This window comes from Microbacterium sp. EST19A (assembly GCF_019969685.1).
Taxonomy (GTDB): domain Bacteria; phylum Actinomycetota; class Actinomycetes; order Actinomycetales; family Microbacteriaceae; genus Microbacterium.
The window spans coordinates 1,823,952-1,843,766 of the sequence record NZ_JAHXYZ010000001.1; the positions used below are offsets into that span (position 1 = coordinate 1,823,952).

Annotated in this window: 16 protein-coding genes; 12 read left to right on the forward strand and 4 right to left on the reverse strand. The window is 70.0% G+C overall.

Features of this window, described 5'->3' with window-relative positions; all coding sequences use genetic code 11:
* The first annotated feature begins 40 nt into the window (after positions 1-40).
* The 10 genes from LC452_RS09045 to LC452_RS09090 all read left to right on the forward strand — a co-directional run bounded on the left by LC452_RS09045 (position 41) and on the right by LC452_RS09090 (position 13,612).
* Positions 41-496 (forward strand): SRPBCC family protein, encoded by a 456-nt coding sequence (locus LC452_RS09045; RefSeq protein ID WP_223624337.1) that lies wholly within the window; start codon positions 41-43, stop codon positions 494-496.
* Positions 497-679: 183 nt separating this feature from the next.
* On the forward strand, positions 680-940 hold the full coding sequence (locus LC452_RS09050; RefSeq protein ID WP_223624339.1) for a hypothetical protein: 261 nt from the start codon (positions 680-682) through the stop codon (positions 938-940).
* A 74-nt stretch (positions 941-1,014) separates the two neighbouring features.
* Complete coding sequence (locus tag LC452_RS09055) at positions 1,015-3,909, forward strand: helix-turn-helix transcriptional regulator (protein ID WP_223624341.1); 2,895 nt, start codon at positions 1,015-1,017, stop codon at positions 3,907-3,909.
* A 76-nt stretch (positions 3,910-3,985) separates the two neighbouring features.
* Complete coding sequence (locus tag LC452_RS09060) at positions 3,986-4,189, forward strand: cold-shock protein (protein WP_017831237.1); 204 nt, start codon at positions 3,986-3,988, stop codon at positions 4,187-4,189.
* Between the two features lie 299 nt (positions 4,190-4,488).
* Positions 4,489-5,514, forward strand: a complete 1,026-nt coding sequence (locus LC452_RS09065; RefSeq protein WP_223624343.1) for an iron-siderophore ABC transporter substrate-binding protein — start codon at positions 4,489-4,491, stop codon at positions 5,512-5,514.
* A gap of 33 nt (positions 5,515-5,547) precedes the next feature.
* Entirely contained in the window at positions 5,548-6,591 is a 1,044-nt protein-coding gene (locus LC452_RS09070) for an iron ABC transporter permease (RefSeq protein ID WP_223624345.1), read from the forward strand.
* 2 nt (positions 6,592-6,593) lie between these two features.
* A complete protein-coding gene (locus tag LC452_RS09075; protein WP_374197767.1) occupies positions 6,594-7,661 on the forward strand; it encodes a FecCD family ABC transporter permease in 1,068 nt (355 codons plus the stop codon).
* Positions 7,658-8,458 carry an ABC transporter ATP-binding protein gene (locus tag LC452_RS09080; RefSeq protein WP_223624350.1) on the forward strand — a complete coding sequence of 267 codons (801 nt, stop codon included), beginning with the start codon at positions 7,658-7,660 and terminating at the stop codon, positions 8,456-8,458. Before LC452_RS09075 ends, LC452_RS09080 begins: the two co-directional genes overlap by 4 nt.
* Entirely contained in the window at positions 8,448-9,407 is a 960-nt protein-coding gene (locus LC452_RS09085) for a siderophore-interacting protein (protein ID WP_223624352.1), read from the forward strand. Before LC452_RS09080 ends, LC452_RS09085 begins: the two co-directional genes overlap by 11 nt.
* Positions 9,408-9,532: 125 nt before the next feature.
* Complete coding sequence (locus tag LC452_RS09090) at positions 9,533-13,612, forward strand: SdrD B-like domain-containing protein (protein WP_223624354.1); 4,080 nt, start codon at positions 9,533-9,535, stop codon at positions 13,610-13,612.
* A 51-nt stretch (positions 13,613-13,663) separates the two neighbouring features.
* On the opposite strand, the gene LC452_RS09095 is transcribed toward LC452_RS09090, so the two are convergent.
* The gene (locus LC452_RS09095; protein WP_223624356.1) at positions 13,664-14,506 is read right to left on the reverse strand and encodes an alpha/beta fold hydrolase; all 843 of its coding nucleotides are present in this window, start codon (positions 14,504-14,506) and stop codon (positions 13,664-13,666) included.
* Between the two features lie 95 nt (positions 14,507-14,601).
* Here LC452_RS09095 and LC452_RS09100 point away from each other — a divergent pair, with 95 nt between their 5' ends.
* Complete coding sequence (locus LC452_RS09100; RefSeq protein ID WP_223624358.1) at positions 14,602-15,165, forward strand: TetR/AcrR family transcriptional regulator; 564 nt, start codon at positions 14,602-14,604, stop codon at positions 15,163-15,165.
* Between the two features lie 49 nt (positions 15,166-15,214).
* Positions 15,215-16,012, forward strand: coding sequence for a TspO/MBR family protein (locus tag LC452_RS09105; protein ID WP_223624360.1), 798 nt, complete (start codon positions 15,215-15,217; stop codon positions 16,010-16,012).
* Here the strand turns inward: LC452_RS09105 and LC452_RS09110 are convergent.
* The 3 genes from LC452_RS09110 to kdpC are packed head-to-tail and all read right to left on the reverse strand — an operon-like array spanning position 15,994 to position 19,813.
* Positions 15,994-16,665 (reverse strand): response regulator, encoded by a 672-nt coding sequence (locus tag LC452_RS09110; RefSeq protein ID WP_223624362.1) that lies wholly within the window; start codon positions 16,663-16,665, stop codon positions 15,994-15,996. The genes LC452_RS09105 and LC452_RS09110 overlap by 19 nt on opposite strands.
* On the reverse strand, positions 16,662-19,214 hold the full coding sequence (locus tag LC452_RS09115) for an ATP-binding protein (protein ID WP_223624364.1): 2,553 nt from the start codon (positions 19,212-19,214) through the stop codon (positions 16,662-16,664). Before LC452_RS09115 ends, LC452_RS09110 begins: the two co-directional genes overlap by 4 nt.
* Positions 19,211-19,813 carry a potassium-transporting ATPase subunit KdpC gene (kdpC, locus tag LC452_RS09120; RefSeq protein ID WP_223624366.1) on the reverse strand — a complete coding sequence of 201 codons (603 nt, stop codon included), beginning with the start codon at positions 19,811-19,813 and terminating at the stop codon, positions 19,211-19,213. Before kdpC ends, LC452_RS09115 begins: the two co-directional genes overlap by 4 nt.
* Between the last annotated feature and the right edge of the window lie 2 nt (positions 19,814-19,815).

Genomic DNA, 19,815 nt, shown 5'->3' on the forward strand with positions numbered 1-19,815 from the left:
GAATGGAGGAACACGAAAGACGAGCAAAGAGGAGCATCACATGGTGCAGATCATCGAGACCATCGACGTCGACGTTCCCGTCAACGTCGCGTACAACCAGTGGACCCAGTTCGAGAGCTTCCCGAAGTTCCTCGACGAGGTCGAGTCGATCACGCAGACCGGCGACACCCACACGCACTGGAAGGTCAAGGTCGGCGGCATCGAACGCGAGTTCGACGCCGAGATCACCGAGCAGCACGCCGATGAGCGCGTCGCCTGGAACAGCACCGGCGGCGAGACCGAGCACGCGGGAGCGGTGACGTTCCACAAGCTCGCCGAGACGTCCACGCGCGTGACCGTGCAGATCGACTGGGAGCCCGAGGGGCTTCTCGAGAAGCTCGGCTCCCTCGTCGGAGCCGGCTCGCATGCGGTCAAGAAGGATCTCAAGAACTTCAAGGAGTTCATCGAAGCCCAGGGTGCTGAGACCGGCGCCTGGCGCGGTGACGTCCCCGCCTGACCGGCATCCATCCGGACCGCAGGGCCCGTCGCAGCCTCCCGCTGCGTCGGGCCCTTTCGCGTGCCGTCGACGGCCGGCGCCACGTCACCTAGGCATCGGCATCCGAAAGATAGGGCATCCGTCCGATCCGGCCGGGCCCCCTCAGAGCGGAGTGTAGGGATACAGCGAACCGCGAGGAGAATCATGTTCGAGCACCCGTATCTCAGCCAGCAGATCACCACCTTCGAGCAGCAGCAGATCGAACGCGCGGCCGAGCAGCGCCGTTTCCTGAGCGAGCACGCCGATCAGATCGTGCCGCGTCGGGAAGGCGCGTTCCGTCGGATGCTGCGGCGCATGGCCGGCAGCGGCCGCGAGGCCGCGTCGACCACGCGCACCACGGCGCCCCGGACCGTCGACGACCGTGCGACCGCGGGATGCGACCGGGCGGCGGCACCGGCGCAGTGACGGTCACGCCCTCGGGGTCGGCTCCGGATGCCGGGATCGACCCGCATGTCGGAGGGGAGTGGGACGATGGTCGCATGCCCCCGTCCGCTCCCAGCGCCGCGATGGTCGGCCGAGACGCCGAGCTCGCCGAGGTGCGTCGACTGTTCGACGTCGTGCGCGACGGGGTGCCCGCGGCCCTCCTGGTCGAGGGCGAGGCCGGCATCGGCAAGTCGCGGCTGCTGCGGGAGTTCGGCGGCGACATCGCGCAACAGGCCGACGTGCACGTCGGCTGGTGCCTCGACCTCGGCGCCTCGCGCACGCCCTACGGCCCGCTGACCGGCATCCTCCGCTCGATCGTCGCGCGCATGGGGGTCGAGCGCGTGCGCGAGTCCGTCGGTGTGGGCGCCGATGCGCTCGGCATGCTGCTGCCCGAGCTCGCGTCTGCCCCGACGGATCGGGAGCGCACGAGTCCCGAGCGGCTCCGCGACGCGATCGCGTCGCTCATCGAGGCGGCGTCCGAGCGCGCCCCGCAGGTGCTCGTGGTGGAAGACCTGCACTGGGCCGACGAGTCGACGCTCGCGATCCTGTCGTTCCTGCTGCGCGCGCTCAGCCGCGGCCGCGTGCTGCTGTTGATCACCTGCCGCACCGACGACGTGCGCCGGGGCGATGCGGTCAGCCGTTTCATCGGCGAGGCCACGCGCTCGCGCCTGCTCGAGCGCCTGACGCTGGCCCGGCTCGACCACGACGCCGTGCGCGAGCTCGCCGAGCAGATCACCGGGCAGCCGATCTCGGCGACCGCACTCGAGCGCATGCAGGACCGTGCTGAAGGCGTGCCGTTCTTCATCGAAGAGATCGCCGGCTGCTCGAACGGACCCCTGCCCGACAGCCTGCGCGACCTGCTCCTGGCGCGCTTCGATCGGCTCGGCGACGACGCACGGCACGTCGTCCAGGTCGTGTCGGGCGCCGAGCGTCCCTTGTCGCATCCGCTGGTCGTGCTCCTCGCCGACCTGCCCGAGTTGCGGCTCGAAGACGCCCTGCGCGAGGCCACCCGCACCGGCATCCTCGTGGTCGTCGACGAGGACTACCGCTTCCGGCACGCCCTCCTGCGCGAGGCCGTGCACGACGACCTCCTCCCCGGTGAGCGCGCGCGGCTCCACCGCGCCTACGCCGAGACGCTCGAGGCGCACTGCGCCGACACCGAGAGCGGCGATGACGCGGCGCTCGCGTACCACTGGCAGCTCGCGCAAGACGACCGGCGTGCTCTCATCGCGGCCGCGCGAGCGATGCGCCACGCGAAGGCGCGCTACGCGTTCGCGAGCGCCGCACGCTTCGGAGAGCTCGTGCTGGAGCTGTGGCCGCAGGTGCCCGACGCCGCGGATGCCGCTGCCACCGAGCGCCTCGAGCTGCTGCTCCTGCTGGGCTCGATCCTGCGGAACGCCGGCGACGGCGATCGGGCGCTGGCCGTGGCGAACCTCGCCCTCGACGAGCTCGACCCGTCGACGGTCGACCCGCGTCAGCATGCACGCCTGCTGCGCAACAAGGCGCTGTACCTCGTCAACCTGGGGCGTCTCGGGGCGATCCCGCTGCTGCAGCAGGCTCTGGCCATCGCCGAGGCGCACCTCGACGACGACGTGTTCCGCGCCGAGCTGCTCAACCATCTCGCGAGCCGCCGCATGATCTCGGGTGATCGTGCCGAGGCCATCCGTCTCGCCGACGAGGCCGAGCGGGCAGCCGTGCGCGCCGACTCCACCGACCAGTTGTCGGTCGCGGCGAACGTGCGCGGAGGCTCGCTGGCGCACCTGGGCGACGTCGAGGCCGGCGTGCGCGAGTACGAGCGAGCCCGAGAGCTGGCCGTCGGATCGAACGCCGAGATGCGCTACCGCGTCAACTACTCCGACCTGCTGACGCTGCTCGGCCGCTACCGCGAGGCGGTCGAGGTCGCCGAAGAAGGGCTGCGTCGGGCGCGGGAGCTCCGTGTCGAGCGCACCACGGGATCGATCATGACGCAGAACATGATCGTGCCGTTGCTCGAGCTCGGCGAGATCGAGCGGGTGGAGGAGATGCTCGCACGCGACTTCATGCAGGGCACCCTGCGCGTGTTCCGCATGTACATGAGCATGACGCGGGTGCGCGTGCTCGCCTGGCGCGGTCGGCCTGCCGAAGCCGCCGAGGTGCTGAAGGAATGGCTGCCCGCGTTCCATGAGACGGGCGGCTCGGAGCGGCAGATCTGGTACGACCGGGTCATGATGACCGTCGCCGTGGCCGAGAGTGCGGGTGATCTCCGCGGCGCGCTCGACACGATCCTCGAGATGCTGCACGACGAACAGCCCGCGCTGCTGCATCAGCGTCGCCTGCTGCTGGAAGGTGCGGCCCTGATCGCCGAGCTGCGTGCGGAGGGTGCCGACGTCCAGGAAGACGCCGACTCCGTGCGTGCCGCGTGGGTCGCGCAACCCGCGCAGCTGCAGGGCGATGCGTGGTCGACGATCCTCGACGCCCTCCTCGACCCGCGCCCGGATGCCGTCGACGCGGGTCTACGCAGCGCCGACGGCGAAGACGTGCCGGTCGCCTTCCGCGTCGTCCTGCGCCTCGAGAAGGCACGGATGCTGGTGCACGACGGCGATCGCGCTGCGGCGACGCACCTGCTCGCCGAGGCGGCCGCCATCGCGGAGTCTCTCGGTCATGCGCGGCTGCAGGGGGCGGTCGCACGATTCGCTGCCGACGCCGGACTTCGTCCTGCCGCCGGATCCGCCTCTGATTCCCGCTCCGAGGTCGACCCGCTGACCGCCCGCGAGCGGCAGGTTCTCGAGCTGATCGCCGAGGGGCTGAGTAACCGACAGATCGGCGAGCGACTCTTCATCAGCGTCAAGACGGTGAGCGTGCACGTGTCGGCGGTGCTGCGGAAGCTCGGTGTGAGCACGCGCACCGAAGCGGCGCTGATCCAACAGAATCCGACGTTCTCTGCTGCACGTCAGCCAGCCGTGGTACCTTGAGCAAGCGCGCGTGTCGGATGTTCCGATTCCGCGTAGGCCGTGCAAACGGCTAAGTCAAATAGAAAGTAGAAAACACATGGCCACTGGCACTGTGAAATGGTTCAACGCGGAAAAGGGCTTCGGCTTCATCGCTCCCGATGACGGCTCGGACGACCTTTTCGCCCACTACTCGGCTATCGCCGGCTCCGGTTTCAAGGAGCTCCGCGAGAACCAGAAGGTCGAATTCGACGCTGAGCGTGGCCCCAAGGGCATGCAGGCGGCGAACATCCGCGCTCTCTGAGCGCGCGCTGACTTCCTGAAACCGGTCGGATCCTCACGGATCCGGCCGGTTTTTCGTGTGCCCGGGGCCGAAACTTCTGCGGCCCATCCGAAGTTCTGCGGCCTCACCGGCCCCTCAAGGCCGCAGAAGTTGGAGATGGCCGCAGAACTTCGTGGCCGCAGACCTCTCGCGCGGCCATGCGGGGGAGCGACTCGATGTGAGGCTTGCCTAACCTTCTGTTAGATTAGGCCAGGCTTACCAAAGCCTCGGGCGCGAATCTCGCGCCGACACCCTCACCCGCAACCCGAAAGGGAACGCCCGTGCGCACCTCCCGTCTCCTGGCCTTCGGCGCAGCCGCCGTGCTCGCCGTCGGCCTCGCCGCCTGCTCGTCCAATGCCCCGCAGTCGACCTCGTCCGCCGGCGGCAACCCCGCATCCGATGACGCGTTCCCCGTCACGGTGGAGCACGTCTACGGCGAGACCACCATCGAGAAGAAGCCCGAGCGCGTCGCCACGGTCGCCTGGGCGAACCACGAGGTGCCGCTCGCGCTGGGCATCGTCCCGGTCGGCATGAGCAAGGCCGCGTGGGGAGATGACGACGACAACGGCGTGCTGCCCTGGGTCGAGGAGAAGCTCGAAGAGCTCGGCGCCGACACCCCCGTGCTCTTCGACGAGAGCGACGGCATCGACTACGAGGCCGTCGCCGACACGCAGCCCGACGTCATCCTCGCGTCTTACTCCGGCCTGACGCAGGAGGAGTACGACACCCTCTCCAAGATCGCCCCCGTCATCGCGTACCCCGAAGTCGCCTGGGGAACCTCGGTCGACGACATGATCGAGATGAACTCGAAGGCCCTGGGTCTCGAAGACGAGGGCGAGGCTCTGATCGAGGAGCTGCACGCCGATGCGGATGCCGCCCTCGAGGCGAACAGCGTCCTCAAGGACAAGAAGGTCCTCTTCTCGTACATCGACCCGGCCGACCTCAGCCAGATCGGCTACTACACGGCTATCGACACGCGTCCCGGCTACATCCATGAACTGGGCCTGCCGTTCCCCTCGATCGTCGAGGAGAACGCGGACAGCGACCAGTTCTACCTGACGGTCAGCTCCGAAGAGGCCGCGAAGTTCGAGGACGTCGACCTGTTCATCACCTACGGCGACGAGTCCATCATCCCGATGCTGCAGGCCGACCCGCTGCTGTCGAAGATCCCGGCCATCGCCGAGGGACGCATCGCGGTGCTCCCCGACGCGACCCCGATCGCGGCATCCGCCAACCCCTCGCCCCTGTCGATCCCGTGGGGGCTCAGCGACTACCTCGGCATTCTGGCCGCGCCGCTGGCTCCGTAACTCCTCCGTCCGCCCTCGCGGAATGAGTCTTCAGTGACGACAACTGCCACGATCGCCCCGGGCGCCGCAGATCTGCGGCGCCCGGTGGTGGTGCGCACTCTCTGGCTGCTCGTCGGACTCGCGATCATCGTCGTCCTCAGCATCCTCTCCCTCTCGTTCGGCGTCAGGGCGGTGACGGTCGACGACGTCTTCGCCGCTCTCTCCGGACAGGACGGCACCCTCTCGCAGGCCGCCATCATCAAGCGCATCCCGCGGACGGTGCTCGCGATCGTCGTCGGTGCCGCCCTCGCGCTGTCGGGCGCGACCATGCAGGCCGTGACCCGCAACCCGGTCGCCGATCCCGGCATCCTGGGCGTCTCCAACGGCGCCTCGCTCGCGGTCGTGTTCGGGCTCGCCTTCTTCGGCCTCACCGATCCGTACGGACAGATGGCACTGGCGATCTCGGGTGCGGCGGTGGCTGCGGCCTTCGTGTACAGCGTGGGTTCCCTGGGTCGCGGCGGCGCCACTCCGCTGAAGCTCGCACTGGCGGGCGCAGCCACCTCCGCGGCCTTCGCCTCGCTCATCAGCGCGATCATGCTGCCTCGGGTCGATCTGCTGCAGGCCTTCCAGTCGTGGCAGATCGGCGGTGTCGGCGGGGCGGAGTGGCCGCGCATCGCCTTCACCCTGCCCGTGCTCGCGCTCGGCGCCCTCATCTGCTTCGCGAGCTCGCGCGGGATGAACTCGCTCGCGCTCGGCGACGACATGGCCGCCGGTCTCGGCGAGCACGTGTTCCGCACCCGCCTCATCTCGGCGGTCGGTGCAGTGATCCTTGCCGGTGCCGCGACCGCGGTCGCCGGGCCCATCGGATTCGTCGGTCTCGTCGTCCCGCACGCCTGCCGGATGCTGATCGGCACCGACCACCGCTGGCTGCTGCCTTTCTCGGCGCTGGCCGGCGCGGCTCTGCTCGTCGCGAGCGACGTGATCGGTCGCGTGATCGCCCCGTCGTCGGAGGAGATCCAGGTCGGCATCATCACCGCCGTCATCGGCGCCCCCTTCTTCATCTGGATCGTCCGTCGGCAGAAGGTGAGGGAACTGTGAGCATCCTCCGCACCGCCCGCGGTCCTGCCGCCGCAGAGGTCCGTGCCGACGCGGCCGCGATCATCGCCGGTCGAAGGGCCCGCCATCGCCAGCACGCACGGGCGTCGATCGTGCTCGGCATCCTCACCCTCGCCCTGTTCGCCGCAGCGCTCATGGTCGGCAAGACCTTCTACGGCCCGGTCGATGTCGTCCAGGTGATCCTCGGCCAGACCGTGCCGGGAGCCTCCTTCACGGTCGGCGAGCTGCGGCTGCCGCGCGCGGTGCTGGCCGTGCTCGCCGGCCTGTCCTTCGGCATCGCCGGTGTGTGCTTCCAGACGCTGCTGCGCAACCCGCTCGCCTCGCCGGACATCATCGGCATCTCCGACGGTGCCGGAGCCGCCGCCGTCATCGGCATCATCGTGCTGTCGCTGAACGGGCCGGTCGTCTCGCTCATGGCCCTCGGCGGGGCGCTGCTGACGGCGGGCGTGATCTACCTGCTCTCGATCAAGGGCGGCTTCGCCGGCACACGGCTGATCCTGATCGGCATCGGCATCGCGGCGATGCTGCAGAGCGTCATCTCCTACCTGCTCTCACGCGCCGTCCAGTGGGACATCCAGACCGCCATGCAGTGGCTCACCGGCAGCCTGAACAACGCCTCCTGGGAGCGAGTGATCCCGCTCGCGATCGTCGTCGCGGTGATCGTCCCCGTCATGCTCCTGCGCGGCAGGGCGATGGGGGCGATGCAGCTCGGCGATGACTCCGCGTCGGGCCTGGGAGTGCGGGTCAATGCCACGCGTCTGCTCTTCATCCTCGGGGCCGTGTCGCTGCTGGCGTTCGCCACCGCGGCGACCGGACCGATCGCGTTCGTCGCCTTCATGGCGGGCCCGATCGCCGCCCGTCTCACGGGGCCCGGCGCGAACCTGCTCCTGCCGTCCGCCTTCGTCGGGGCCGTGCTGGTGCTCGGCGGCGACATGATCGGGCAGTTCGCGTTCGGCGAGCGCTACCCGGTCGGCGTCGTCACCGGCGTGCTCGGCGCTCCGTATCTCATCTATCTGCTCGTCCGCACCAACCGCTCCGGGGGTTCGCTATGACCGTCTCGCACACCTTGTCGGCCGAGGGGGTGACCCTCGCCTACGGCGATCGCACCATCATCGACGGGCTCGACCTCACCATCGCACCGGGCAAGATCACCACGATCGTCGGCGCGAACGGATGCGGCAAGTCGACGCTGCTGCGCTCGCTCGCGCGCCTGCTCTCCCCGACGTCCGGCGAGATCGTGCTCGACGGCAAGTCGGTGCACGCCCGCCCCACGAAGGAGGTCGCGCGCATCCTCGGTCTGCTGCCGCAGTCGCCGGTGGCGCCCGAGGGCATCGCCGTCGCCGACCTCGTGGGCCGGGGCCGTCACCCCCATCAGCGGATGCTGTCGCGCTGGAGCGCGCATGACTACGAGGTCGTCGCCGACGCCCTCGCCGCGACCGGCACCACGGATCTCGCCGATCGCAGTGTGGACGAACTCTCCGGCGGGCAGCGCCAGCGCGTCTGGATCGCGATGGCGCTCGCGCAGGAGACCGACATCCTGCTGCTCGACGAGCCGACGACGTTCCTCGACGTCGCGCACCAGATCGAGGTGCTCGACCTCCTCACGGATCTGAGCGTCTCGCGCGGCACGACCATCGTGATGGTGCTGCACGACCTCAACATGGCCGCGCGCTATGCCGACGAGCTCGTCGCGATGAAGGAGGGGAAGGTGCACGCCGCCGGCACCCCGCAGGCCGTCGTCACCGCCGACCTCGTCGAAGAGGTCTTCGGCCTCGCCAATCAGATCACCACCGACCCGGTTTCCGGAAAGCCCATGGTCACACCTATCGGGAGGCATCATGTCCGCTGAGACGACCACCACCGAGCGCCCCACCTACGTCCTGGCCCGCGCCGAGGTGCGCGCGGTCGACCGCGTCTCCCCGTCTTTCGTGCGGGTGACGTTCGGCGGTGACGAGCTGTTCGAGTTCGCCACCCCGGGCGAGGTCTTCGATTCGCGCATCAAGCTCGTGTTCCCGCCGGCATCCGGCATCCTTCCTCCGCTCGATCGGTCGACGGACGACTGGTGGCAGTCGTTCCTCGCCGTGCCGGAGGAGGACCGCGGGTCGATGCGCACCTACTCCGTGCGCGACCTGCGCGTCGACGGCGCCGACACCGAGGTCGTCGTCGACTTCGTGCTGCACCTCGAGCCCGGGCTCACCGGCCCGGCGTCGTCGTGGGCGAGCCGGGCCGAGGTCGGGCAGGAGCTCTTCCTGGTCGGCCCGCGCCGCGGAGTGGATGCCGATGCGCACGGAGGGGCGGAATACGAGCCGGGCGGCGCCCGTTCGGTGGTGCTCGTGGGTGACGAGACGGCCGCGCCGGCCATCGCCCGCATCCTGGAGGACGCTCCGCGCGATCTGCGCGGCGTCGCGTTCATCGAGGTTCCGTCGCCGGCTGACATCCTGCGGATCGACGTGCCGGAGGGCGTCGAGGTGCACTGGTTGCCCCGCGACGCCGGCGAGCTGCACGGCCTGTCGCTCATCCCCGCCGTGCTCGCATACCTGGGTGACGCGGATGCGACGGAGGAGATCCGTCTGACCGACATCGACAGCGAGGACCTCGTCTGGGAGACCCCGGACTATTCGGGCCTCGGCGAGGAGATCGCTGCGGCGGACGCTCCGGCGGAGCGGTACTTCTGGATCGCCGGTGAGAGCGGTGTCGTCACCACGCTGCGCCGTCACCTGGTGAAGGACCTCGGCATCGACCGGTCGCAGGTGGCCTTCATGGGCTACTGGCGTCGCGGTGTCGCGATGCGCGGCTGAGCGTCTGCGGGGACGACGCAGGTCTCCTCGCGGTAATAAACAAAAGAATATCAATATACCGCACATCGAGGATCTGTCCTCTGCGACCATGATCCGGGGTTCGTCCTCGGAGGGGTGGTTTCGTCATGCAGAGACACAGGTTCGTGCGGTCGACCGCGATGGTGACGGGCGCGACGCTGGTCGCTCTCGGGCTGCTCGGTGCGCAGGTCGTCAGTGCGCCCGCATCCGTCGCCGCCGAGCAGAACGACTACGTCTTCAACGACCCCTGGGTCCTGCAGACGCCGGGGTCCGCGACCAGCCAATACACGCCGACGGCATACCGGACGCAGGCGACGGGTCGGGCGACCAGCGTGCTGCCGACGTCGACGGGTCCGGTCGCGATCGACGCGCGTTTCACGCCCCTCGCCGGCCGGACACCCGGTGCCAGCTTCCTCGCCGCCGGCACCAACCAGTCGAGCTACGGCGCGCAGCCGGCGACCTTCGTGGGTGCACCGACCCCCGCGGCGCTGCCGGCGCTCGGCATCCTCACGAACGGCTCGGAAGGCTGCGGCGGCCCGCTCGGCAGCGCCGCCCACCAGAACTTCAACGGTGTCTGCAGCATCGGCACGCTCACGGTCACCTTCTCGCGGCCGATGACCGACGTGGTGCTCGACATCTCCGGTCTCGGGGGATGGTCGGCGGCCGGCGTCGGCGCCTATCAGCGCGGCTCGTTCAACAGCACGATCTGGACGATCACGAGCGCGGGAGCGTCGTTCGCCCAGCCGTCGAGCGGCGCCACGAATCTCTCGATCACCGACAAGGTCATGCAGGTGCGAAACCGCAACACGAACGCCCGGTGCGACACGAATGCGGTGGACCAGCCGGCGGGTGCGCGCACGCGCAGCCCGAACAAGGACTTCGCCGGGTGCGGATCGGTGCGCCTCTCCGGCACGTACACCGCGGTGACCTTCGACCTCACGTCGGAGGTGACGCCGTACAGTGCCTTCCCGGCGGCGACCTTCGGCACCGGCGCCGCCTACTTCGCCAACGACGGCACCACCAGCGCCGACGGCGTCAACGGGCGCAACGTCGTCTTCACGGAGACGCTGCGCGTTCCCGGCAACCCCGGCGACAGTGACAACTCCGACCTGCAGCGCGTGTCCTTCCGTCTGCCCGAGCAGGGATCCCTCGGCGACCGGGTCTGGAACGACGCGAACGGGAACGGCGTGCAGGATGCCGGCGAGCCCGGGGTCGGCGGCGTCGCCGCGACGTTGACGGATGCCGCAGGCGCTCCCGTCACCGATACTGCGGGCAACCCGATCACGACGGTGACAGCGGCCGACGGCTCGTACCTGTTCCCGGGTCTCCCGTTCGGCGACTACCGGGTGCGGTTCACGGGCCTCCCCGCCCGGTTCTCGTTCACGCGGCCGAACGTCGGCGCCGATGACGCGGATTCCGACGCCGATCCGGCGACCGGTCTCTCCAGCGTCGCGCGCATCGACACCGCAGCGCCCGCGAACCTCACCGTCGACGCCGGTATCGGGGAGTACGGTTCCATCGGCGACACGGTATGGCTCGACAACGATCGCGACGGCGGGCAGGATGTCGACGAGCCGGGAGTCGCCGGCGTGACCGTCGTGCTCTACGGACCCGGTGGCACCGAGATCACTCGGACGGCGACCGACCCTCAAGGCACGTACCTGTTCCCCTTCCTGCCGCTCGGCGTGTATTCCGTCGGCTTCGAGGGCTTCCCCACCGGGGCCACGCTCACGGCACCACGGGCCGGCAGCGACGACACGGTCGATTCCGACGCCGATCCCACGAGCGGCCGGACCGGTGCCCTGACGCTGACTTCTCAGAACAGGAATCTCACCAACGTCGACGCAGGGCTGCTGTCTCCTCTGGGGTCGATCGGCGATACGGTCTGGCGCGACGGCGACCGCGACGGCGTGCAGGATGCCGGCGAGCCGGGTGTTCCGGGTGTGACCGTCATTTTGCGCGATGGTGCCGGTGCCGAGACGGCGCGCACGACCACGGATGCGGCAGGAAAGTATCGCTTCGGAAACCAGCCGATGGGCGATCACATCGTCGAGTTCACCGGTCTTCCGGCGGGGTTGACGTTCACTCCGCGGGCCGTGGGCGGCGATCGTGCCGTGGATTCGGATGCCGACGCCGCGACGGGCCGCACCGGCACGGTCACTCTCACCCCTGCGGTGCCGGATGTGACGGACGTCGACGCGGGCCTGGTGACACCTCTGGGTTCGATCGGCGACACGGTCTGGCGCGACGACGATCGCGACGGCATCCAGGATGCCGGGGAGCCGGGAGTCGCGGGTGTGACGGTGGTGCTCCGCGACGGTGCCGGCGACGAGGTCGCGCGGAAGACGACGGATGCCGGCGGGAAGTACTCCTTCACCGGCCTCCCGATGGGTGACTATTCGGTGGAGTTCACGAACCTGCCGACGGGTTCGACCTTCGCTCCGCGGGCTGCGGGTGGTGATCGAGCGGTGGATTCGGATGCCGATCCCGCGACCGGCCGGACCGGCACGATCACTCTGCCTCCGACGGCGCCGGATGTCACAGATGTCGATGCGGGTCTCCTGACGCCGCGGGGTTCGATCGGCGACACGGTCTGGCGCGATGCGAACCGTGATGGTGCCCAGGGTGCCGGCGAGCCGGGTGTTCCGGGTGTGACGGTCGTGCTGTACGACGGCGCGGGCACCGAGGTCGCTCGGACCACGACGGATGCGTCGGGGAACTACCTCTTCGACGCTCTCCCTCTGGGTGGCTACACGGTGGGCTTCGAGGGGGTGCCGGATGGTCTGCAGTTCACGGGACCGAAGCTGAGCGGCGACCCGTCGACCGACTCGGACGCAGATCCGGCGACGGGTCGTACGGGCACGATCACCCTCACCCCCGCGGTTCCCGACGTGACGAACGTGGATGCGGGGCTGGTCAGCCCGCCGCGGGGCTCGATCGGCGACACCGTCTGGCGCGACGAGAATCGGGACGGCGCTCAGGATGCCGGTGAGCCCGGCGTCGCAGGCGTGACGGTCGTGCTGCGCGATGGTGCGGGCGCCGAGGTCGCTCGGACGACGACGGATGCGGACGGCCACTACCTCTTCGACGATCTCCCCCTGGGCGGTTACACCGTCGGGTTCGAGGGCCTTCCGGTGGGACTCTCGTTCACGGGGATCGCCCGGAGCGGCGATCCGTCGACGGACTCGGACGCGGACCCCACGACAGGCCGGACCGGCACGATCTCCCCCACGCCCGCGGTGCCGGATGTGACCGACGTGGATGCGGGTCTGGTGGCCCCGCCGCCGCCGGGTTCGATCGGCGACCGGGTCTGGTCGGATGACGATCGCGATGGTGTGCAGGATCCAACCGAGCCGGGTGTGCCTGGCGTGACGGTCGTGCTGCGCAACGGTGACGGCGCCGAGGTCGACCGCACCGCGACGGACGACCACGGCAACTACCTGTTCGAAGGGCTCCCGGAGGGGGACTACACCGTCGGCTTCGAGGGCCTCCCGGATGGGGCCGTCCTCACGACCCCCGGTGTCGGCGACGACCGCGCGCTCGACTCGGATCCCGCCCCCGACACGGGTCGCACTCCGCCGGTCTCGCTCACCGATGAGGCCCCCGGGGAGACTGGCGTGGATGCGGGCCTGCTTCCCCTGCTCGGATCGATCGGCAGCCGCGTCTGGGACGACCGCGACCGCGACGGCCGGCAGGACGCCGATGAACCGGGTGTTCCCGGCGTGACCGTGGTCCTGTACGAGGCCGGCGGCGGGCCGGGCGAAGAGATCGAGCGCGTGAGCACCGACCCGAGCGGTGCGTACCTGTTCCCCGACCTGCCGCTGGGCGATTACGACGTCGGGTTCCTCGATCTCCCCGCAGGGTTCGAGTTCACGTTCCGCGGAGTCGGCGGATCCGAGACGGATTCGGATGTCGATCCGGCGACGGGCCTCGTGCGGGTCGCGTTGACGCCCGGCGCCCCGGATCAGCTGAGCATCGGCGCCGGTGTCCGGGTGAGTGCGGCATCACCGGGAGCACCCGGTGCTCCCGGGTCGCCGGGCTCCCCGGAGCGGCCGGCAGAGCGCGGTTCGACCGGCGCGCTCTCCTCGACAGGAGCGGACGGCGCGTGGATAGCCGCCGCCGCGACCCTCGGCGCGCTGCTGCTCGGCGGCGGCATCCTGCTGATCCGCAGGCGGCGCAGCGCCTGATGGCTCCGGCATCCGCCTCCAGACGGAGGGGGATGCCGGAGCCGGCGGCTGCTACTTCGCGAGGAAGTCCTTCAGTGCGGCGTTGACCTCGTCGGCGTGCGTCCAGAGCAGGCCGTGCGGTGCGCCCTCGACCTCGACGTAGTCGGCATCCGGCACCGCCTGGTGGAAGCGGCGTGCCGTCGCGTCGATCGGGAGGATGTTGTCCTTCGTGCCGTGCAGGATCAGCGTGGGCTTGGCAGCCGCACGGACGGCTTCGACGTCTCCGCGGAAGTCCTCGATCCACGAGGAGACGACCGCGTAGGCGGCGACGGGAGCGCTGCCAATCGCGACGTTCCAGCTGCCGGTGACGGCCTGCTCGCTGATGCGTGAGCCGAGGTTCTCGTCGAGGTTGTAGAAGTTCTTGTAGAAGTCGGTGAACCACGCGAAGCGGTCGCCCTTGGCAGCTGCCTCGATGCCGTCGAAGACCTCCTGCGGCACGCCCTCGGGGTTGTCGTCGCGCTGCACGAGGAAGGGCTCGAGCGAGGCGAGGAAGGCGAGCTTCGCGACCCGCTCGTGACCGTACTTCGCGACGTAGCGGGCGAGCTCGCCGGTGCCCATCGAGAAGCCGACGAGCACGACGTCGCGCAGGTCGAGGGTCTCGAGGACCGTGTTCAGGTCGGCGGCGAAGGTGTCGTAGTCATAGCCGGCGTTCACCTTCGACGACTGGCCGAAGCCGCGGCGGTCGTACGTGATGACGCGGTAGCCCTGGGCGAGGAGTTCACGGGTCTGACGCTCCCAGCTGTGGCCGTCGAGCGGATAGCCGTGGATCAGGACGACGGGCTGACCGGCTCCCTGGTCTTCGTAGTACAGCTCGATCGGGGCGCTGTTCTCGTTTCCGACGGTGATGTAACCCATGATCCTGATCCTTTCGGTTCCGGTGAGAACGGTCGTTCTCGCTCGATACGTCCAACATAGAGAACGTGCGTTCTCATGTCAAGTACACTGAGAGCATGAACGAGGAAACGGTGCGTGAACAGATCCTTGCGGCGGCCGATGAGCTGTACTACCGCAAGGGCTACGCGGCGGTCGGCATGGACGAGCTGCGCACCGCGGCCGGCGTGTCGCTGCGTCGCCTCTACTCGCTCTTCCCCGCCAAGAACGACATCGTCGCAGCCGTCCTCGCGCGCAAGCACGCGCAGTGGGAAGACGGCCTGTCGGCCGCGGTGACGGATGCCGGTGGTGACCCGCGCACGCGCCTGCTCGCCGTGTACGGATATCTCGAGGACTGGTTCTGCACCGACGACTTCCGCGGCTGCGCGTTCATCAACGCCTTCGGCGAGCTGGGCGGTACGAACCCCGAGGTCGCCGAGATCGTCCGCACGCACAAGGCGTCGTTCCAGGAGTACATGGCCGGGCTCGTCGCGGGCGCCGGGGCGTCTCCGCTGCTCGCCGCCCAGCTGTCGATCCTCGCCGAGGGTGCGCAGAGCACAGCCGCGATCTCGGCCGACCCGCAGGTCGCGGTGCAGGCGCGCCGTGCCGCCGAGGTGCTCATCGACGCGGCGGTCGCCGCCTAGCCAAGCAAGTCACTAACCTGGTTAGCGATTAAATGCTAGAGTCCCTGCCATGGAATCCCGCACGCAGGACATCCTCCGCCAGACACTGATCATCGCCGCGGCAGCCTTCATGCTGATCGCCGCGGCCGTCGGTTCGGGCGCTTTCGGCGGCACATCGGTGAACGAACTGCAGGACGGCGCCCTCTCGGCGCAGGGTTCGTACCTCGCTCCGGCCGGACCCGCCTTCTCGATCTGGTCCCTGATCTACCTCGGGTTGATCGCCTACACCGTGTGGCAGGCGCTGCCGCCACAGCGAGCCGACGAGCGCCAGCGCGCGGTCGGCGGCTGGATCGCGGCGACGATGGTGCTGAACGGCCTCTGGCTCGTCACCGCGCAGTTCCTCACGCTGGTCCTCACCTGGATCGTGATCGCGGTGCTGCTCGCCACGATCGGCCGCGTCATCGTGCTGCTGGGTCGCTTCCGTCCGAAGAACCTCGCCGACCGCATCCTCACCGACGGCGCGAACGGCCTGCACTTCGGCTGGGTCACCATCGCGACCGTCGCCAACATCACTGCATGGCTCACGCAGACGGTCCCTGCGAGCTGGGCTGATCAGGCCGAGGTCTGGGCGGTGGCCGTGCTCGTCGTCGTGCTCGTGATCGGCGCGGCATCCGCGTGGTTCACCGGACGCATCGCCCCGGCGCTCGCCACGGCCTGGGGTCTCGCCTGGCTCGCCGTCGGGCGGCTGACGGGTGAGCCGGAGAGCACCACGACCGCGGTCACGGCGATCATCGTCGCGGTCCTCCTCGTCGTCGCCGGCGTCGTGGCCGTGCTCCGCCGCCGCAGCGCTCAGAGCACGAGCCGGTAGCCCATCCCCGACTCGGTCAGCAGGTGCGCGGGAGCGCTCGGCTCCTGCTCGAGCTTCTTGCGCAGCTGCGACATGTAGAGCCGCAGGTAGCCGGAGTCGGAGACCTGCTCGCTGCCCCAGATCTCCTTCAGCAGGTCCTGCCGGGTGACGAGGGCGCCCGGGTGCCGGGACAGATGCTCCAGCATCCGCCATTCCGTCGGAGTCAGGTGCACGCGGGATCCGGCGCGGGTGACGGTCTTGGTCGACAGGTCGACGACCACGTCGGCGAACGACACCACCGACTCGCCTCCCGCCGGCATCGACCGGCGCGAGAGCGCCCGCAGCCGGGCCAGCAGCTCGTCCACCTGGAACGGTTTGGTGACGAAGTCGTCGGCGCCGGCGTCCAGGGCCTCGACCTTGTCGGCGGACCCGGTGCGGCCCGACACCACGATGATGGGCACGTTCGTCCACCCCCGCAGCGCCTGGATCACCTCGATGCCGTCGAGCCGCGGCATCCCGAGGTCGAGCATGATGATGTCGGGGTGGGTCTGCGCGGCGGCGGCGATCGCGGCGGCACCGTCCGGAGCGACGACCACCTCGTAGCCGTGCGCCGCCAGGGTGATCCGCAGCGCCCGCACCATCTGCGGGTCGTCATCGGCGATGAGGAGCTTCACTGTGCCTCTGTTTCTCGCGGTCCCTGAGCCTGACGAAGGGCCGCGGCGAGCGGCAGGGAGATGACCATGGTGAGGCCGCCGCCAGGGGTGTCCTCGGGTGTCAGGGTACCGCCCATGCCCTCGGTGAATCCGCGCGACAGCGCGAGTCCGAGTCCGAGCCCCGTCGTGTTGTCGGTGTCGCCGAAGCGCTGGAACGGCTGGAAGATGCTGTCGCGGCGTTCGGGGGCGACGCCGGCACCGCGGTCGATGATGCGGATCTCGGCGCGGTCGCCGAGAGTGCTCGTCGACACCCGCACGCGCGTGCCCGAGGGGGCGTGCCGGTGCGCGTTGGCGAGCACGTTCACGATGACCCGCTGCAGCAGCACCGGGTCGGCCTGCAGCACGGGAAGGGCCGGATCGAGGGAGAGCTCGACGTCCGCGGGACCGAGGCCGAGCTCGTCGACCGCCGCGAGGATCGGGGCCGTCGCCTCCAGGCGCGTCGCCGACACGGCGAGCACACCGGCCTGCACGCGGCTCACATCGAGCAGATCGGTGACCAGGGCGGAGAGGGTGGCGAGGCTCTCGTCGGCGGTGGCGAGCAGCTCGGAGCGATCATCGTCGGAGAGCTCGTGCGCACCGCGCAGTCCTCCGATCGCGGCGACGGCCGAGGCGAGCGGGCGACGGATGTCGTGGCTCACGGCCGACAGCAGAGCACTGCGCACCTGGTCGGTCTCGGCGAGGGCCTCGGCTTCGAGCGCGGTCGCGCGCAGGTCGGTGTGCTCCATCGCTGCCGCGAGCTGTGCCACGATCGCGTCGAGCAGGCGACGCTCCGGCCCGGCGAGGGGTTCGCCGTTCAGTTCGAGCGAGCCGCGGGCCGCGCCGTTCGCGCCGACCCCCACCGGCACGGTCGTCGCACGGCCGTCGGGCACGGGCTCGCCGTCGCTGGCCAGCACCTCGCCGTCGGGGGAGAGCAGGCGCACCCCGCTGAGACCGAACGCCTCTCGGGTGCGGCTGACCAGGGCCAGCACGGCGTTGTCTCCGCGGAGCACGTTGCCCGCGACCGCGGCGAGCAGCTCGGCCTCGGCAGCCGCGCGCTGTGCCGTGCGTGCGCGTCGCGCCGCCTGATCGACGATGATGCTCACCAGGATCGCGATCACGACGTACAGCGCGAGAGCGAGCACGTGCAGGGGATGGGCGATCGTGATCGTGAACAGCGGGGCGACGAAGAGGAAGTCGAGCGTGATGCCCGAGAGCACGGCCGCGAACACGGCGGGGCGGATGCCGCCGATCAGGGCCACCACGACGACCAGCAGCTGATACGCGAGCACCTCGGCCGTGATCGACTCGGGGCTGCGGAACGTGAACATCACCCACGACAGCAGGGGGCCGAAGACGAGGGCGACCGCGAAGCCGAGCACCTGCCGCCGCCACCCGAGGGCCCCGCCGGTCATCCGCGGCAGTGCGAGGCGTCCGCCGGCTGCGGCGTGCGTGACGATGTGCACGTCGATGTCACCGGAGCGGCGGATCACCTCGGCGCCGATGCCGGGGCCGGTCAGTGCGGCGGTGAGGCGACTGCGCCGGCTGACGCCGATGACGAGCTGGGTGGCGTCGGCGCCCTGCGCGAATTCGACCAGGGTCGCGGGGATGTCGTCGCCGACGACCTGGTGGTAGCTGCCGCCGAGCGATTCGACCAGCGTGCGCTGTGCGGCGAGGGCGCCGGGTGTCTCATCCCGCAGGCCGTCCTGCGCCGACACGTGGAGGGCGAGGAGTTCTCCTCCGGCGGACCGGGCGGCGATGCGGGCGCCCCGGCGCAGCAGCGTCTCGCCCTCCGGACCGCCGGTCAGAGCGACGACCACGCGTTCGCGCGCCTGCCAGGTGCCCTCGATGCCCTGCTCGGCCCGGTAGGTGCGCAGGGCGCTGTCGACCTCGTCGGCGAGCCAGAGGAGGGCGAGCTCACGGAGAGCGGTGAGGTTGCCGAGTCGGAAGTAGTTCGAGAGGGCGGCGTCGATCCGCTCGGCCGGGTAGACGAGGCCGGCGGAGAGCCGATCCCGCAGCGACTGCGGGGCGAGGTCGACGACCTCGACCTCGTCGGCGGCTCGGACCACGGCATCCGGGATCGTCTCCTGCTGGGCGACGCCGGTGATCTTCTCGACCACGGCGTTGAGCGACTCGATGTGCTGCACGTTCACGGTCGTGATCACGTCGATGCCCGCGGCGAGCAGCTGATCGACGTCCTGCCAGCGCTTCGGATGCTGCGAGCCGGGGGAGTTCGTGTGCGCGAGCTCGTCGACCAGGGCGATCTCGGGCGAGCGGGCGAGCACCGCGTCGAGATCGAGCTCGGTCAGTGCGACGCCGCGGTGCTGGTCGATCCGGCGCGGGACCTCTTCGAGTCCGACGGTCTGAGCGAGCGTCGCGGCCCGCTCGTGGGTCTCGACGATCGCGATGACGACGTCGTGCCCCTCCTCGTGCAGACGCCGGCCCTCGGCCAGCATCTCGAACGTCTTCCCGACGCCGGGTGCGGCACCCAGGAGAACGCGGAGGCGACCGCGCCGCGCGTGCGCTCCGCTCATGCACCCTCCCCGTCATCGAGCGCGAGGTTGAGTTCGGCGACGTTGATGCGCTCTTCGCCGAGGAATCCCAGATCCCGCCCTTGAATCCTAGACTCCACGATCGCGCGCAGGTCCTGCTCGCTCATGCCGCGCGCCTCGGCGACGCGGGGCACCTGCAGCAGGGCGTACGCGACGCTGATGTGCGGGTCGAGACCGGAGCCGGATGCCGTCACCGCATCGGCCGGGACCTCGTCGGGTGAGACGCCCTCGCGCTCGGCGATCGCCGTCTTCCGCTCCTCGATCGCGGCGACGAGGTCGGCGTTCTCCGGCCCGAGGTTGCTGCCGCTCGACGCGGTGCCGTCGTAGCCATCGCCTGCTGCCGAGGGGCGGGACTGGAAGTACTCGGGTAGAGCCTCACCATCGGCGTCCGTGAAGGACTGGCCGATCAGCGAGCTGCCCTTGTCGTCGGGAAGGGGAGAGCCGTTCGCCTGGTTCGGCAGCAGCAGCTGCCCGATCCCCGTGACGACGAGGGTGTAGCCGACACCCAGCACGAGGGTGAGGACGAGCATCGCGCGGACGGCGACGCCCGTGGTGCGGATGGCGGTGCGGGTGGAGGACATGA

Bases quoted from the DNA above. Each gene is read 5' to 3' on its own strand.
- LC452_RS09045 (WP_223624337.1), top strand. From the start codon at position 41: ATGGTGCAGATCATCGAGACCATCGACGTCGACGTTCCCGTCAACGTC.
- LC452_RS09050 (WP_223624339.1), top strand. From the start codon at position 680: ATGTTCGAGCACCCGTATCTCAGCCAGCAGATCACCACCTTCGAGCAG.
- LC452_RS09055 (WP_223624341.1), top strand. From the start codon at position 1,015: ATGCCCCCGTCCGCTCCCAGCGCCGCGATGGTCGGCCGAGACGCCGAG.
- LC452_RS09060 (WP_017831237.1), top strand. From the start codon at position 3,986: ATGGCCACTGGCACTGTGAAATGGTTCAACGCGGAAAAGGGCTTCGGC.
- LC452_RS09080 (WP_223624350.1), top strand. From the start codon at position 7,658: ATGACCGTCTCGCACACCTTGTCGGCCGAGGGGGTGACCCTCGCCTAC.
- LC452_RS09085 (WP_223624352.1), top strand. From the start codon at position 8,448: ATGTCCGCTGAGACGACCACCACCGAGCGCCCCACCTACGTCCTGGCC.
- LC452_RS09090 (WP_223624354.1), top strand. From the start codon at position 9,533: ATGCAGAGACACAGGTTCGTGCGGTCGACCGCGATGGTGACGGGCGCG.
- LC452_RS09095 (WP_223624356.1), bottom strand. From the start codon at position 14,506: ATGGGTTACATCACCGTCGGAAACGAGAACAGCGCCCCGATCGAGCTG.
- LC452_RS09100 (WP_223624358.1), top strand. From the start codon at position 14,602: ATGAACGAGGAAACGGTGCGTGAACAGATCCTTGCGGCGGCCGATGAG.
- LC452_RS09105 (WP_223624360.1), top strand. From the start codon at position 15,215: ATGGAATCCCGCACGCAGGACATCCTCCGCCAGACACTGATCATCGCC.
- LC452_RS09115 (WP_223624364.1), bottom strand. From the start codon at position 19,214: ATGAGCGGAGCGCACGCGCGGCGCGGTCGCCTCCGCGTTCTCCTGGGT.
- kdpC (WP_223624366.1), bottom strand. From the start codon at position 19,813: ATGTCCTCCACCCGCACCGCCATCCGCACCACGGGCGTCGCCGTCCGC.